The sequence below is a fragment of the Flavobacterium aquidurense genome (assembly GCF_031458035.1).
Classification (GTDB): domain Bacteria; phylum Bacteroidota; class Bacteroidia; order Flavobacteriales; family Flavobacteriaceae; genus Flavobacterium; species Flavobacterium aquidurense_C.
Genome location: NZ_JAVDXR010000005.1, coordinates 178,899 through 194,026, shown reverse-complemented (window position 1 = coordinate 194,026; position 15,128 = coordinate 178,899). Strand labels below are relative to the sequence as shown.

Genomic DNA, 15,128 nt, shown 5'->3' with positions numbered 1-15,128 from the left:
AAGAAAAAGCCGGGTAATTAATTTAACCCGGCTTTTTTATTATTATTTTAATGTACAATATAAATTTAATTCCCTTTCATTATTATGAAGGGATTAAAATCCCTCCCTACAATATGGGTAGAGTCTACGACTCATTTAAACCTCTGAACCTTTGTCACTTTGAGATTACATGGATTAAAATCCCTGCCTACAATATGAAATGAGTCTCCGACTCTCAAGAAAACCTTAGAACCTTAGCAACTTAGAACCTCAGCACCTCGAAAGAATCTATCTCGTAAAAACCAAATGATTTCCTTTTGAAAGATTCGCATCAAACTGGTATCCTTCATAATTAAAACCTTTCAAATCGTCAATAGTCTCAGCATTAGTATCGATGATATAGCGTACCATCATACCTCTCGCCTTTTTCGCGAAGAAACTAATCATCTTTAATTTTCCGTCTTTATAATCTTTAAAATCCGGTGTGATTATGGGAACTTTTAAAGCTTTTACATCAACGGCAGAAAAATATTCTGTACTGGCTAAATTCACGAATAGTTCACCTTTTGTCAATTCTTTATTCAAAGCTTTGGTTACAACCGGCTTCCAGAATTCGTGTAGGTTTTTATATTCACCAACGGGCAATTTTGTTCCCATTTCCAAACGATATGCCTGCATTAAATCAAGTGGTTTTAAAACCCCATAAAGTCCTGATAAAATTCTCAATTTATCTTGTAATTTATCTAATTTTTCTAACGGAATTGTATAGGCATCCAATCCTGTATAAACATCACCATCAAAAGTATAAACTGCAGGACGTGCATTTTCTGGAGAAAAAGGTGTTTTCCATTTTTGATTGCGTTCCCAGTTTAAATCGGATAGTTTATCTGAAATGGACATTAATTCAGATAACTCTGCTGGTTTTTTAGTTTTTAAAATTTTATGAACCTGACGTGCTTCTTTTAAAAAAGCGGGTTCAGTATATTGAGTAGTTGGTAATTTTTTTTCGAAATTCAGTGACTTCGCTGGCGATATAACAATTTTCATTTGTACGTATTTGTATGATTCAAAAATACAAATTGAAATTTTAAAAAACAGCAATACGAATTGATTTGTTCGATAATGGTATAAATGAATCCGACTAGTCTTTTTCGCCACGAATTCACGAATTTCTCTTTTTACTTCACTACGATTCGTGAAATTTAAGGTGATCTTTTTTATTTTAATAAAATTTCATCCTGAAAATATGAATTTGTTCAAAAAAGTAAACAATAGATTGTAAAAGGCGTTTTCTATGTTGTAAATTTGCAACTATAAAATTCCAAATAACATTTCAATATAAAATTGAAAGTTGTATTCTAAATATTAGCCACGAATTCACGAATTAACTTTTTAAAATTAATTTATAAAAATTCGTGAATTCGTGGCGAAAAAAATTTAGACAATGACAAAAATATTATATCAACTGGAAAGTTATCAAATAATGGGGATTTTATTTGATGTTCATCGAAATTTAGGTGGAGGTTTTTCTGAAATCGTATATAAAGATGCTTTAGAATATGAATTCAAAAAAGCCGATATTCCATTTGAAAGAGAAAAAGAATATTTGGTAAATTATAAAGACATTATACTGGATCACAAATTTTATGCTGATTTTGTTTTGTTTGATAAAATTATACTTGAAATAAAATCAAGTGATTATCTACACCCAAAGCATATTTCCCAATGTCTAAATTATCTTAAAGTTTCTAAAACACATTTAGCAATTTTAGCAAACTTTAATTCTGCCTCACTTGAACACAAACGTATTATTTTATAAAAAATTAGGGAATTCGTGGCTATACAAACAAACTATAAAACAGCTTTACAACATAAAATCTTCGGAATTATTTCGCAGGCATCTCAGGAACTAAACGTTGACAGTTACGTTATTGGCGGTTTTGTTCGTGATTTGCTTTTAAATCGAGGTTCTAAAAAGGATATTGACGTTGTGGCCGTTGGAAGCGGAATCGAGTTGGCTCTAAAAGTTTCAGAACTTCTTCCTAAAAAACCTAAAGTACAGGTTTTTAAAAATTACGGAACTGCAATGTTACGTTTTGAAGATACTGATATAGAATTTGTTGGTGCCCGAAAAGAATCTTATAATTTCGACAGCCGAAATCCAATTGTGGAAAACGGAACTCTTGAAGATGATCAAAATCGTCGTGATTTCACCATCAACGCTTTGGCTTTATCATTAAACGAAAAAACTTTCGGAGATCTTTCTGATCCTTTTGACGGTTTGGCCGATTTAGAAAATAAAATCATCAAAACACCTTTAGATCCAAGCATTACGTATTCTGATGATCCTTTGCGAATGCTTCGTGCAATTCGTTTTGCCAATCAATTAGGTTTTGAAATTGAGAAAAATTCGCTTGATGCGATTACTAAAAATGCAGAGAGAATCAACATCATTTCCGGAGAAAGAATCGTTGATGAATTGAATAAAATTCTTTCGACTGATCAACCCTCAATTGGATTTTTACTTTTATATCAAACCGGACTTTTAGATATTATTCTTCCTGAATTAACAGCTTTGAATCAGGTCGAGGAAATTGAAGGTCACACACATAAAAACAATTTTTATCACACTTTAGAAGTTGTCGATAATATTTGCCCAAATACAGATGACGTTTGGTTACGCTGGTCGGCTCTATTACACGATATTGGAAAAGCGCCAACAAAACGTTTTAATAAAAAACAAGGCTGGACTTTTCACGGTCATGAATTTTTGGGTGGAAAAATGGCCAAAAAAATATTTGAACGTTTACACATGCCGTTAAATCATAAAATGAAATTTGTGCAAAAAATGGTCATTATGAGTTCTCGCCCAATAGTTTTGGCGCAGGATATTGTAACTGATAGTGCCGTTCGTCGTTTGGTTTTTGATGCCGGAGAAGATGTCGAAGATTTGATGACATTATGCGAAGCGGATATTACAACCAAAAACCCATCGAAATTTAAAAAGTATCATAAAAACTTTGAAATCGTCCGCAAGAAAATTGTTGAAGTAGAAGAGCGTGATCATGTTCGTAATTTTCAGCCGCCAATTTCTGGTGAAGAAATCATGGAAATTTTCAATTTAAAACCTTCACGTGAAATTGGAGTTTTAAAAGAAGCTGTAAAAGAAGCCATTTTAGAAGGTGACATTCCTAATGAATATCAAGCCGCTTATGATTTTATAATCAAAAGAGCTGAAAAAATGGGTTTATCAAAAGTTTAAACTCATACTAAATTGTAGGAAAATTTACTTAATTTTGTAAAAAAAATAAGTCATGACAACATCCGAAAGAAAACTCTATTTAATAAAAAAAATAATTGAAACGACTGATATAGATTTATTGCTAAAAATAAAATCTTTATTGGAAGAAAATAATTATGTTTTATCCGACGAAAAGCCAACTGAAGTAAATGAACCAGCTTTAAAGTATGAAAAAAATATACGCATTTTTTCTCCAGCAGAGCAAAGAAAAATAGATCAGGCATTACGAGAATATGAAAACGGCGAATGTATTTCTGATGAAGAAGCTCAAAAAGAAATCCAAGCATGGTTAGAAGATTAATTTGGTCTATTACTGCTCAAAATTCAAGAAAGAGTATTTTTGATTATTGGAATTATCGTAATAAGTCAAAAATATACAGTAATAAATTAAATCTTCTTTTTAATGAAAATTTAAAAATTGTTTTAAAGCTTCCTGAATTTGGTAATTCTGTTGATAACGTAGACATAAAATTTATAATTATTAGTCATTTTGAACTAATTTATAAAATAACACCAACTGAAATTATTGTTCTTGATATTTGGGACACTAGACAACGTCCTGAAAACTTTCCATTTAAATAAATCAAAAAACTAATCCTGAAGCTTCAGGTAAGTAATTTAGAATCTTAGTCACTAAAAAAAGAATGAAAAAACATTTCCCTACAATCGCAAAAACAGCATTAGTTTTAGTTTATTTAGTAATTGTCGCAGGAGCTTTAGTTCGCATGACAGGTTCCGGAATGGGTTGCCCGGATTGGCCGAAATGTTTTGGATACTATATTCCGCCAACAGATTTAAAAGAATTGACATGGGAACCAAACCGTGCTTTTGAAAAAGGACAGGTAATTATTAAAGACGAAACGCTTTTGGTTGCAAAAGACAATTTTACCACTGAAACTTCTTTTGACGCTTCACATTGGGAAAAATATACTAAGCATGATTATGCGTTATTTAATCCGTTGCATACCTGGATTGAATACATCAACAGGCTTTGTGGTGCTTTGGCAGGAATGGCTTGTTTTTTTATGGCAATTGCTTCCTTCAGATTTTGGAAACAAAACAAGAAAATCACTTTACTTTCGTGGTTAGTTGTCTTTATGATGGGCTTTCAGGCATGGTTGGGCGCAAAAGTAGTTTACTCGGTTTTAAACCCAATAAAAATCACCGTTCATATGGTTATGGCTTTGGTAATTGTTGCTGTAATTTTATACATCATTCAACTGGCAAGACCAAAATTAGCTGCTGTAAAATTCAATTCAACTTTTAGAAATGTACTATTATTTTCGCTTTTACTAACTTTAATTCAGGTAGCCATAGGAACACAAGTTCGCCAGTTTGTAGATGAACAGGTAAAAAGTGGTTTAACGGCAAGCATTCTTTGGTTACAAAATCCGTCAATTACTTTTTACGTTCACCGCTCTTTCTCTATTTTAGTTTTGTTGGTAAATGTGTATTTATATGTTAGAAACACAAAATTCGGCTTAGGATTTTCAAAAATAAACTGGGTGCTTTCTATTATCGTAATCGAAATTATCACCGGAATTGCAATGGCTTATTTTGATTTCCCTATAGGAAGTCAGGCGATACATTTGGTATTGGCTTCTATCCTATTCGGGATTCAGTTTTATATGATTTTAGAGGCTAAGAAACCTAGCCCAGCCAACTCTTAAAATCCTGAACTTTTTCCCGGCTTACAATGACCTCATCTTCTTTATAAGATGGTAAAATTACTTTAAGCCGTGAATTAGTATAAACCTGAATTTCTTTTATGGCCTGAAGCGGTACAATGAATTTTCTGCTTACGCGGAAGAAATTCTTCATATCTAATTCCTGTTCCAGAATTTCTAAAGTAGAATCAATCAGATAATTTCGGTTATCGTAAGTGTGGATGTAGGTTCCTTTGTTTTCACTAAAGAAACATTCGATTTCATCTGTGGTAATGACTTTTAAATGCTGTCCGATTTTAACGGTAAATCGCTTTTTGTAGTTTTTCTCAAAAGGATTTGATAACATTCGGCGGATTTGTTCAAAATCAAGCTGTAGATTTTGGCTTTCTGAATTTGATTTTGGCAAACGCCTTTTAAATTTAGTAACGGCAATTTCTAAATCATCTTCATCAATTGGTTTCAAAAGATAATCGATACTATTGAGTTTGAATGCTTTTAAAGCATATTCATCATAGGCCGTTGTAAAAATAATGGCGCTCTTGATATCTATTTTCTCAAAAATTTCAAAAGATAAACCGTCAGACAACTGAATATCCAAAAAAATCAAATCAGGATGTTCATTGTTAGAAAACCAATCAACAGATTCTTCTACGGAATGTAACATGGTTTCTACGGCAATATCTAACTTTTCAAGCTTTCGCTGTAATAATCTTGCTGCCGGTTTTTCGTCTTCTATAATTAATGTGGTCATTTACTAAACTGAAAAATTGAAAAAATAAATTAAAATTACTCCCACTTACTGGCATTAGATTTTTTTTCATCCATATATTTCTGGATTTTCTTCTCCTCCCATTCATCGTTAAAAAATCTATCCATCCCAAATACTGTAAAAGAGTGGATTAACAATGCTATGCCCCAGTAAAATGCTGTTGTATAAGTATGCCAATCGAATATTCCACTGTCCCTAAAATTGCTCCCGATAAGATCTCTGTTAAAACTTGAAACAATAATAATCACATTTACAATAATATAAACCTTCAAATGTGAGTAAAAACCTCTTATTCTTTTTACTTTTCTGTAGGCAATTTCAAAGCTTTCATCATTCTTAAATTCATGCCCATATTCTTCGTACATACGTCTTCTGCAATGTCTCATTTTATCTTAAATTTAAAATTATTGCCATCTTTTTTGGTTCTCTTTCTCTTTATCCATGAGTTCTTTGATTTTTTTTTCTTCCCAGCCTTTTCCCAAAACCGGAAATACTTCAAAAACTTTCAATCCGTGAAAAACAACTCCCAATCCCCACCACATCAAAGGCCAATAAAACCATAAATGATCCGGGGTTGTATACAAATTGATAAAAATTAAAAGCGTATTTACAGCTAGAAAACTGACTAAATTACCATAAAATCCTTTGATGTTCTCGACTTTCTTTTTTGCTAGGTAATATCTGTCTTCTTCATTAAAATTATTTTCCATAATTATTCCCATTTTTGTTTTTCTTTTTTTCTTTGATCTTTTTCTAAAATACTTTTCATTTTACGCTTTTCCCAGTCATCTCCAAAAATTTTATATGATGCAAATAAGTCAATTGCTGAAACTAAAAATACTGAACTCCAAATGATCATTACAACATTATTGAGATACTGGAACGGAATGAAATGCAGCGGAAAACCATAATATTCTTTCAATACAAAAGCAATTAATCCTATTGCATAAATAAAAGCATGCATGTAAAATGATCTGAGCTTTACGATTTTTTTTCTAAAAATTTCCTCAAACTCAAATTTTCCAAATTCCTTATTGCAATTTGTTTCCATGGCTATTTCCAGATTTCTTTTTGGCTTTCCTTTTCTTTTTCAATGAATTCCCTGATTTTTCGTTCCTCCCACTTTTTACTAAAAAATGGCGGATAATTAAAAACCTTAAACCCATGCAAAACTATCGCAATCCCCCAGCCTATTATAGACCACAAACACCATAAATAACCCGGAGAAGTCATTAGATTCACCACTACAACTATCGGATTACAAAGCATATACACAGTCAGATGCTGATAAAACTCTCTAATTTCCTTTACTTTTTTTTGAGCCTGATAATAAACTTCTGATTCGCTATAATTTGTTTCCATTATTTCCAGGTTTGTTTATTATTATTTTCCTTTTCCAGAATTTCTCGGATTTTTCGTTCCTCCCAATTTGAGCTGTATCCAAAAACTTTAAAAGCATGCATTAAAACTCCAAATCCCCAGCCTAAGGCAGAAAACCAAAACCATTGAAATCCAGGAGAATACCTCAAATTTATAAAAATTAAAAAAGGAATCACGCAACAATACGAAATTATATTTCCATAAAATCCTTTCAATTCTTCTACTCTTTTTTTAGCTCTGAAATAAGCCTTATTTTCATCGCTATAGTCTGCACTTGTTTCCATAACTGTTATTTGTTTCGTTAAAATCGGAATCTTAACGGTGAATGTTGCTTCATTTTGTTCAATTACTACTTTTCTGTTCGTTACAATTCCATATCGGTTCACAATATTTTGCAATCCAACTCCCTGCCTGTCTTGTAAAACTTCTTTCTTCTGAAAATCATTTTGAATTGCTAAATAATCTCCGTCAACAAAAATTCGAATATGCAGTGGTTTCTGCTCACTGACTACATTATGCTTTACCGTATTTTCAAGTAAAAGCTGTAAGGACAACGGAACCACTTTTGCATCCGGATTGATTGGTGTTGCAGGCAATTCGTAGAATAAACTATTTTCGAAACGCATTTTCAGCAAATTCATATAGGTTTTTGCGAATGACAATTCATCTTCTACTGTAACCAATTCTTTGTCTTTTTGCTCTAAAACGTAACGATAGATTTTTGACAAAGAAGTGGTGAATCGCTGAGCATTATCCGGATTTTCTTCAATCAAAGAACTTAATACATTTAAGCTATTAAAAAGAAAATGCGGATCGATTTGATTTTTTAAACTTTCGAATTGTGCATTTGCCGTTCCTGCGATAATCTTTTGCTGTGTTACCTCAAATTTTGATGCCTGTTTCCATTTTACCATAAAGCTTCTGGCTTGCATGAAGGTCGAAACTCCCAAGGATAAAATGATATAGAAAAGGTGTATCCATATCATTCTTTCGGTAAAGAAATTTGCAACTGGCAAATCTTGCAAAACAATAAAAATGATAAAATTAATTCCTAAAACGGCTGGAACAGTGTACAAAACAGTAACCAAAATTCCGTAATAAACTCTCAAATTGGTTTGTTCAAGCCAATCCCATTTTTTATCTAGCAGCACATTGATAAAGCCGTTTCCAAAACCCAATCCGAAGGAATAAAGACAGCTTAATAAGAACGTTATCAATACATTTTTCGGATTTAAATCGGCACCCAAAAAGGCTGAAAATATTACCGTAAAGACCATTGAAATCTTGAAACACATAATCGTTCCGCTTTTCAAATCTCCAAATGTATTTCTATAGTCTTTCATTATAATCAGCTTAATTTGGTTTTATTATTTGCAATTTTTTTGAACTTCTAAAGCTCTTTCCAATCCCCATTTTGGCGAAAAAGGCGTTTCTGGTTTAAAAGTAGCAAAAAGTTCGATAGCTTTATCAACTTGCACACAAAGCGGTTTTGTGTCAACACCTGTCCATTTTGCTCCCCCTAATTGGTAATCAGCTTCTCCAAAAACAGCTCTCGGATTATTTGGGTCAATGGCTTTTGCTTTCGCGTAAGCTTCCATTACTTTAGACGAATATTTCATTCCGTTTGTCATAGGATCTGCAACAACCCAGGCCGTATAAATTAAACCTTGCATTACATAAAGTTCTGCGTTGTTTTGATCTTTGATCATTTCAACATCCAAAGCGTCTTGCGCTTTGGTCAGCATAAAATCGATTTTAGTTTTATCTTTTTCAGTAAATGCCGATGTAGTGTTGATTAAAGCCACATAATAGTTTGGCAAATAACTTGTTTTCTCTGCCGCCGCGATTCTTTCGAACATTGCCGAAGCTTCTGCATTTTTTCCTTCTTTCCAAAGCCCAAAAGCTTTTCCCATTCCTTGTTCAAACTGTGTTTGTGCAGATAATAAACTGCAAATAAATAACGTGATAATTGTAATAATTTTGGTCATGATTTCTTTTTTTTTAAGTTACTTTTAAAGGTTCTAAGGTTCTAAGATTCTGAGGTTCTAAGTTTTTTTGTTGCTGAGTCTCTAAGTTTTTTTCTTAGTATCTTAGAACCTTAGCAACTTAGCGCCTCTTTTAAATTTATACTTCAAAAGTATGTTGGATTTTACTGTTTTAAAATTAAATAATACTGAGTTGTCGAATTTGGTGACTGAAATGTTTCTTTTTTAGGTTTAAAGGCTCAGAGAGACAAAGGGACAAAGGTTTTTTAAAAATTCTTCTAATTTTAGAGGTTTTTATGCAACTTATAAAACCTTTGAGCCTTTGAACCTTTGCATCTTTGTACCTTCTTTAAAAAAACCTCTGAGCCTTTGCACCTTTGCCCCTCTTTTCTAAAGATTCTTCAACTGATTCTCGCTTTTATTCTGGCTGATGGTCCAGAAGAAGCCAACGAAGAAAAATCGGTCTGCAGTTGGTACAACGGCTTGTCTTTGATAAACTCCGTTTGCGTCTGGTAATTTGGCATAATCGTATCCAAAAACGTTTTGACTTCCTAATAAATTTGACACTGAGAAATACAAGATTTTTTGAGTTGTCAATAAATACGCCCAGTTAAAACTCAAACTGTTATAAGTTTTTGTTTTTTCACTCATAAACTGCGTTTTATTTGGATCATTATAAGGACGTCCAGTGCTAAAACTGTTTGTGAAACCAACTTGCGATTTCCAGTCAGTGATGAAATATTTGGTTACAATGGACAAATTGTGATTGGCAATAAAATTTGGCGTTGCTGTCGTTGGAAAGTTTTTGTACAATCTTTCAGAATCTATATAAGAATAAGAAATCCAATATTCTAAGTTTTTATATAAATTGCTGTCTCTCCAAAATATATCCAATCCTTTTGCATATCCCGAACCGTTATTATTGAAAACCGAATTGTATGCAATATCTCTTGAATTATACTGAACCAAATTGCTGTAATCTTTATAATAAGCCTCGGCTCTAAATGTTTGTCCCGGTTTTGTAAATTGATAGTTTAAGATGTAATGTTGTGCTTTTTCACTTTCAAACTGATGGTATTTCGAAAACTTAATATAATCGACAACAGGAGTTTGAGAAAAATCTCCGTAAGCAAATGAAAACTGACTGCTTTTTGAAACTTTGTAAGCAATAGAAGCTCTTGGCGCAATATTGGTTTCCTCTAACAAACTATTATTCGATAGTCGGAAACCAACTTTTGCAGCAAGATTTTTCGAAAATGAAATATCTCCTTCAGTATAAAAAGCGGCAATATTAGAATCGTAACCATTTGTCGCCTGAACGCTTACATTATCATTAAAATTTTCAGTGTATTTGGTAATGAAATAATCCGTTCCAAAAGATAACTTGAAATGATTTGAAATTTTCTTACTCAGTTTTAATTTCAATTGAGCTGCATTTTCCTCGGTGTCAATATCACTTATATTGTATTTCGTTTTGTTTTTGCTGTAGCCATAACTAATACCAGAAGTCAGCTGCCAGCCTGGCCCAATAGTTCCTTTATAAGAAGAATTCAGGTAAAAATTATTATTATTCAAGTCAGTCCTAATCGGATTTTCAAAATTGATATTTTTCTGATTTAAATCGAATCTTTCTGAGTCAAAGGAAGCGTACAGTTTGAAGATTCCGTTCGTAAAATTGTAACGATACACCGTTTCACCTCCAAGCGACTGATAAGGGCTATTCCAATCTACATTTTGAGGAATCACAGCTTGATATGGTGCCAAATTGATATACGCCATGTTAACACTTAAAGAACTTTTTTTCCACTTTTGAGTATTTCCTAAACTCAAACCAACAGTCATTAATCCGATATCTGTTTTATTATGATCTGCTTCGTCTTCCGTATTCAAAAGCAAAACACTAGATAACGCTTCGCCATATTCTGCCGAATAACCTCCTGTCGAAAAGGCAATTCCGCTAAAGAGCATTGGAGAAAATCTGCTTCTGGTTGGTAAATTATTGGTTGTTGCCCCGTAAGGCTGTGCTACCCTAATTCCGTCCACAAAAGTCTGAGTCTCGCTAGCTTCTCCTCCACGTACAAACAAACGTCCGTCTTCGCCAACAGTTTGTGTTCCCGGTAAAGTCTGTAATGCTGCAACGATATTTCCTGCAGAACCTGCTGTAGTCAGAATATCCAAAGGTTTTAAAACAGATACTCGTGCTTTATCTCCAGATTCTAAATTTCCTGCAGTAATTACAACTGCATCGAGTGCATTTACATTTTCTCTCATTTTTATGATTTGATCTTTAAAATTGGCAACATCAATTTCTTTTCTATAGGCATCATAAATTAAAACAGTCACTACTAAAAATTGATTTCCTGTTGCTGCAGTTTCAAAAGAGAATTCTCCTGTTTCAGAACTTGTTGCGCCGTCGTAAGTTCCGTCGATATAAATATTGGCGCCCGGAACCGGTTTTCCTTTTTCGTCAACCACTTTTCCGGAAATGGTATTTTGAGCAAAAATGAAAGCGGTAAAAAATAAAAGGGCAATTGTAAAAAATAATTTGGTTGTCATGGTATTTGATTTTGATAGCGCAAATGTATTTTAAGAGCCGAAGTTAAAAAATATTAAATAACTCAATTGTAGAATTTCGGGGATGAGTTGTAAAATACTTATTTGTATCTTAGCTAACGTGTTTCAAAAACTATCGATTATGTCAGAAGGTAAAAGAATTTCGAATCTGTATCAATCCATTTATAATGGAAATCCGTGGCTTGAAGTCACTTTGGCAAATACATTGAAAGATGTTACTGCCGAACAGGCATACAGAAAAATAAATCCTAAATTGAATACGATTTGGGAGATTGTTAATCATCTTATTCAATGGAGAAGAAATATTTTAAGACGTGTTCACGGAGAAACAATTATAACTCCTGATCATAATTATTTTGTCCCGATTATCGATCCATCCGAAGCGGCTTGGGAGCAATCACTTCAGAATCTCGAAAAATCACAGGAATTGTGGAATGCTTCTCTGGCTAATTTAGAAGAAGCTGATTTTGAAAAAATCGACCCCAATAACAATCATAGTTTTTATGAAGATATTCATGGGATTATTCAGCATGATGTTTATCATTTAGGACAAATTGTAATTTTGAAGAAGTTGCTTTAATATAAATATCGGAGTTTAACATGTAGTTGATGTCATTCCGACGAAGGAGGAATCTCCACGAGAAGCTCCGCAATTTTGGAAATACTTTATGTTAGTTTCTTGTGTGATTTCTCCTTCGTCGAAATGACAAGATTGAGAATTACTTAGCTCAATTAAAATATTTCCATATGAAAAAATCAATACTATTATTCGCGTTTTATTGCTAAGTACCCTCGGATTTTCTTAGGAAACTGAAGCAAAATTCGACGAAAACTCATGACATGATCGCTAAGAAAAAAATATAAAAGCCACAGATGAAGACAGAAAAAGAAAAAATGATTTCGGGAGAATATTACATTGCAGGAGATCCTGTTTTGGTAAAAGAACGCCGAAAAGCCAAGAATTTATTGCATCGCCTAAACGTAACCGAATACCGCCTGACGAAAAAAGCTAAAGAAATTTTAGCCGAATTAATTCCGAATACCGGAAAGAGTTTTTATATCGAACCTCCATTTCATTGCGATTACGGATACAATATTACTTGCGGAGACAACGTTTATTTCAATGTCAATTGTGTTGTTTTAGATTGCGCACCTGTAAATATTGGTTCAAATGTATTTTTTGCTCCGAATGTTCAAATTTACACGGCAACGCATCCGCTTGACGCTGAATTGCGAAAATCATTAGAAAATGCATTGCCGATTTCCATAGGAGATGATTGCTGGATTGGCGGAAATTCTGTTATCTGTCCAGGCGTCACTATCGGAAAAGGCTGTGTTATCGGCGCAGGATCTGTTGTAACAAAAGATATTCCGGACAACTCATTAGCGGTTGGAAATCCGGCGAAAATAATTAGAAAATTAAATCAACCTGAATAAAAATAAATAATGCTTACCTTAAATAAAGTTCACCATATTGCCATTTTATGCTCGGATTATCAAAAATCAAAAACTTTTTATACCGAAGTTTTAGGTCTGACCATTATTAGAGAAATCTACCGCGAAGAACGCCAATCGCATAAACTTGATTTGGCTCTGAATGGCACTTATGTTGTTGAACTATTCTCTTTTCCGAATCCGCCGAAACGCCCGTCACGACCAGAAGCAGTTGGTTTGCGACACTTAGCTTTTGAGGTTATAAATTTAGAAGAAACCATTGCTTTCTTGAACACAAAAAACATTGAATCTGAGCCTATCAGAATTGATGAAACCACTGAAAAACGATTCACTTTTATTGCCGATCCGGATGAATTGCCGATTGAGTTTTATGAGCGTTAAGTTTTTTTTTGAGGTTCAAAGGTGCAGAGAGGCAAAGGTTCAAAGGTTTCCTCATCCTATGTCATTTCTAGGAATTGAACTCCTAAATCTCTTTACGAAGCTCCACTCAGTTTGGCATTTCGAGGAAATTAAACTTACATCTTTGCACCTTTGCACCTTTGCACCTCTGAACCTTGAAAACCAATTTTAACAAATTATAAAGACCGTTTATTATGAAAAAACAGATTTGATTGCCTAATTTTGTGAAATCGCAAATAAAATTCTGCGATTTCAAATTTACTTCTGATGAACAAAACGGCGCAAATCAAAAAAAATCATCAATTTATTAAGTTCCGAAAATTAGTTATTGTTTCTATTTTAATTGGCTTCCTTTCTGCCTTTCTCGGAATTTCACTAAAAAAAATAACCGAATATTACGAAGAAATCTTCTTTCATGAAGTTTCGGTAAATCCGATTTTTTATATTCTTTTTCCCGTTTTCGGATTATCCGTAATTTATTTTCTACGACAATATCTTTTCAAGAAGAAAGAAAACAAAGGAATCAAAGAAGTTTTTGAAAGCACAAAATCATCTACTAAAAACCTTCCTTCTTATAAAATTCCATCACACTTTATTAACGGATTATTGACTGTTATTTTTGGAGGATCAACCGGAATTGAAGTTTCTACTGTTGTTGCAACGGCTACCATCGGTTCTGTCGCCCAACAAAAAGAAAATGTATTTCGTCAATACAAAACCGAATTAATCTGTGCGGGAGTTGCAGCGGGAGTTACCGCTTTATTCAGCAGCCCGATTGCCGGAATTTTATTTGCTCTCGAAGTTATTTCACGAAAAATGACACGCGCGTTTATTATTTCGAATGTTATAGCCGTTTCAATCGCTTTTGGTCTTCTTACTATTTTAAAAGAAGAACCTTTATTTGCCGTTTCCATAACAACATGGCATTTAAAATCGATTCCTTATTTTATTCTGTTAGGAATTTTAGCCGGAATGAACTCCGTTTACCTAACCCGTTGCGTCTTATTTTTTAAATCACAATTTGGAAAAATAGACACTCATTATTACAAAATCATTCTAGGATCGGCGGTTTTAAGTATTTCACTTTTTACTTTTCCGCAATTGTATGGAGAAGGTTATCATGCCATCAAAGGTATTTTTGGCAGTTCCACTGAAATTCCGTTAACGCTGACTTTAGCTTTCACTTTTATCGGAATCTTGATTTTAAAACCAATCGTTACTTCAATTACGTTGGCTTCCGGTGGTGATGGCGGTGTTTTTGCTCCTAGTCTTTTCATTGGCGCTTTTTTAGGATTGCTATTGGCTTCTATTTTAAACACGCTTTTTCATGTAAATGTAATTCCGGTGAATTTCATGATTATCGGAATGGCAGCTGTTTTGAGTGCGAGTATTCATGCGCCTTTCACTGCAATATTTTTAGTTTGCGGATTAACAAATGATTACACTTTGTTTTTACCTATTTTGGTTGTGTGCCTAATTTCAAAATACACGGCAAAAATGATATATCCATACACGGTTTACAGCTATTCACCAAGTTTAATAAAGTAATAATTCAGTCAGTTTCTGCAGATTAATCGCTTAAGATCAATAATTTGTGCCAAAAAAAATTAAGCTTAAAA

The 15,128-nt window shown here is 33.3% G+C and carries 18 protein-coding genes; 9 read left to right on the top strand and 9 right to left on the bottom strand.

Annotated features, from left to right (window positions below):
* Positions 1-267: 267 nt before the first annotated feature.
* Positions 268-1,026 carry a peroxide stress protein YaaA gene (gene yaaA / locus J2X17_RS10110; protein ID WP_310297186.1) on the bottom strand — a complete coding sequence of 253 codons (759 nt, stop codon included), beginning with the start codon at positions 1,024-1,026 and terminating at the stop codon, positions 268-270.
* A 397-nt stretch (positions 1,027-1,423) separates the two neighbouring features.
* Here yaaA and J2X17_RS10105 point away from each other — a divergent pair, with 397 nt between their 5' ends.
* The 5 genes from J2X17_RS10105 to J2X17_RS10085 all read left to right on the top strand — a co-directional run bounded on the left by J2X17_RS10105 (position 1,424) and on the right by J2X17_RS10085 (position 4,950).
* On the top strand, positions 1,424-1,798 hold the full coding sequence (locus tag J2X17_RS10105) for a GxxExxY protein (protein ID WP_310297183.1): 375 nt from the start codon (positions 1,424-1,426) through the stop codon (positions 1,796-1,798).
* Positions 1,799-1,813: 15 nt separating this feature from the next.
* The gene (locus J2X17_RS10100; RefSeq protein ID WP_310297180.1) at positions 1,814-3,241 is read left to right on the top strand and encodes a CCA tRNA nucleotidyltransferase; all 1,428 of its coding nucleotides are present in this window, start codon (positions 1,814-1,816) and stop codon (positions 3,239-3,241) included.
* A 52-nt stretch (positions 3,242-3,293) separates the two neighbouring features.
* Positions 3,294-3,581, top strand: a complete 288-nt coding sequence (locus tag J2X17_RS10095) for a hypothetical protein (RefSeq protein WP_310297177.1) — start codon at positions 3,294-3,296, stop codon at positions 3,579-3,581.
* Positions 3,566-3,862, top strand: coding sequence for a type II toxin-antitoxin system RelE/ParE family toxin (locus J2X17_RS10090; protein WP_310297174.1), 297 nt, complete (start codon positions 3,566-3,568; stop codon positions 3,860-3,862). Before J2X17_RS10095 ends, J2X17_RS10090 begins: the two co-directional genes overlap by 16 nt.
* A gap of 62 nt (positions 3,863-3,924) precedes the next feature.
* Entirely contained in the window at positions 3,925-4,950 is a 1,026-nt protein-coding gene (locus J2X17_RS10085) for a COX15/CtaA family protein (RefSeq protein ID WP_310297172.1), read from the top strand.
* On the opposite strand, the gene J2X17_RS10080 is transcribed toward J2X17_RS10085, so the two are convergent.
* The 8 genes from J2X17_RS10080 to J2X17_RS10045 all read right to left on the bottom strand — a co-directional run bounded on the left by J2X17_RS10080 (position 4,931) and on the right by J2X17_RS10045 (position 11,637).
* A complete protein-coding gene (locus tag J2X17_RS10080; RefSeq protein WP_310297170.1) occupies positions 4,931-5,698 on the bottom strand; it encodes a LytR/AlgR family response regulator transcription factor in 768 nt (255 codons plus the stop codon). The two genes, J2X17_RS10085 and J2X17_RS10080, sit on opposite strands and share 20 nt — an antisense overlap.
* A gap of 35 nt (positions 5,699-5,733) precedes the next feature.
* Complete coding sequence (locus J2X17_RS10075; protein ID WP_310297167.1) at positions 5,734-6,081, bottom strand: 2TM domain-containing protein; 348 nt, start codon at positions 6,079-6,081, stop codon at positions 5,734-5,736.
* 39 nt (positions 6,082-6,120) lie between these two features.
* Positions 6,121-6,426, bottom strand: a complete 306-nt coding sequence (locus J2X17_RS10070; protein ID WP_310297164.1) for a 2TM domain-containing protein — start codon at positions 6,424-6,426, stop codon at positions 6,121-6,123.
* Between the two features lie 2 nt (positions 6,427-6,428).
* Entirely contained in the window at positions 6,429-6,767 is a 339-nt protein-coding gene (locus J2X17_RS10065; protein ID WP_310297161.1) for a 2TM domain-containing protein, read from the bottom strand.
* A 2-nt stretch (positions 6,768-6,769) separates the two neighbouring features.
* Positions 6,770-7,078, bottom strand: a complete 309-nt coding sequence (locus J2X17_RS10060) for a 2TM domain-containing protein (protein ID WP_310297158.1) — start codon at positions 7,076-7,078, stop codon at positions 6,770-6,772.
* The gene (locus J2X17_RS10055) at positions 7,078-8,439 is read right to left on the bottom strand and encodes a 2TM domain-containing protein (protein WP_310297156.1); all 1,362 of its coding nucleotides are present in this window, start codon (positions 8,437-8,439) and stop codon (positions 7,078-7,080) included. Before J2X17_RS10055 ends, J2X17_RS10060 begins: the two co-directional genes overlap by 1 nt.
* A 24-nt stretch (positions 8,440-8,463) precedes the next feature.
* Positions 8,464-9,084: a hypothetical protein gene (locus J2X17_RS10050; RefSeq protein ID WP_310297151.1), complete on the bottom strand. Its 621-nt coding sequence runs from the start codon at positions 9,082-9,084 to the stop codon at positions 8,464-8,466.
* 387 nt (positions 9,085-9,471) lie between these two features.
* Positions 9,472-11,637: a TonB-dependent receptor gene (locus J2X17_RS10045; RefSeq protein WP_310297148.1), complete on the bottom strand. Its 2,166-nt coding sequence runs from the start codon at positions 11,635-11,637 to the stop codon at positions 9,472-9,474.
* 139 nt (positions 11,638-11,776) lie between these two features.
* Here J2X17_RS10045 and J2X17_RS10040 point away from each other — a divergent pair, with 139 nt between their 5' ends.
* The 4 genes from J2X17_RS10040 (at position 11,777) to J2X17_RS10025 (ending at position 15,057) form a co-directional block, all read left to right on the top strand.
* On the top strand, positions 11,777-12,235 hold the full coding sequence (locus J2X17_RS10040) for a DinB family protein (RefSeq protein WP_310297145.1): 459 nt from the start codon (positions 11,777-11,779) through the stop codon (positions 12,233-12,235).
* A gap of 293 nt (positions 12,236-12,528) precedes the next feature.
* Entirely contained in the window at positions 12,529-13,092 is a 564-nt protein-coding gene (locus tag J2X17_RS10035) for a sugar O-acetyltransferase (RefSeq protein ID WP_310297143.1), read from the top strand.
* Between the two features lie 9 nt (positions 13,093-13,101).
* A complete protein-coding gene (gene gloA2 / locus J2X17_RS10030; protein ID WP_310297140.1) occupies positions 13,102-13,491 on the top strand; it encodes an SMU1112c/YaeR family gloxylase I-like metalloprotein in 390 nt (129 codons plus the stop codon).
* Between the two features lie 285 nt (positions 13,492-13,776).
* Positions 13,777-15,057: a chloride channel protein gene (locus tag J2X17_RS10025; protein ID WP_310297137.1), complete on the top strand. Its 1,281-nt coding sequence runs from the start codon at positions 13,777-13,779 to the stop codon at positions 15,055-15,057.
* Positions 15,058-15,128: the final 71 nt, after the last annotated feature.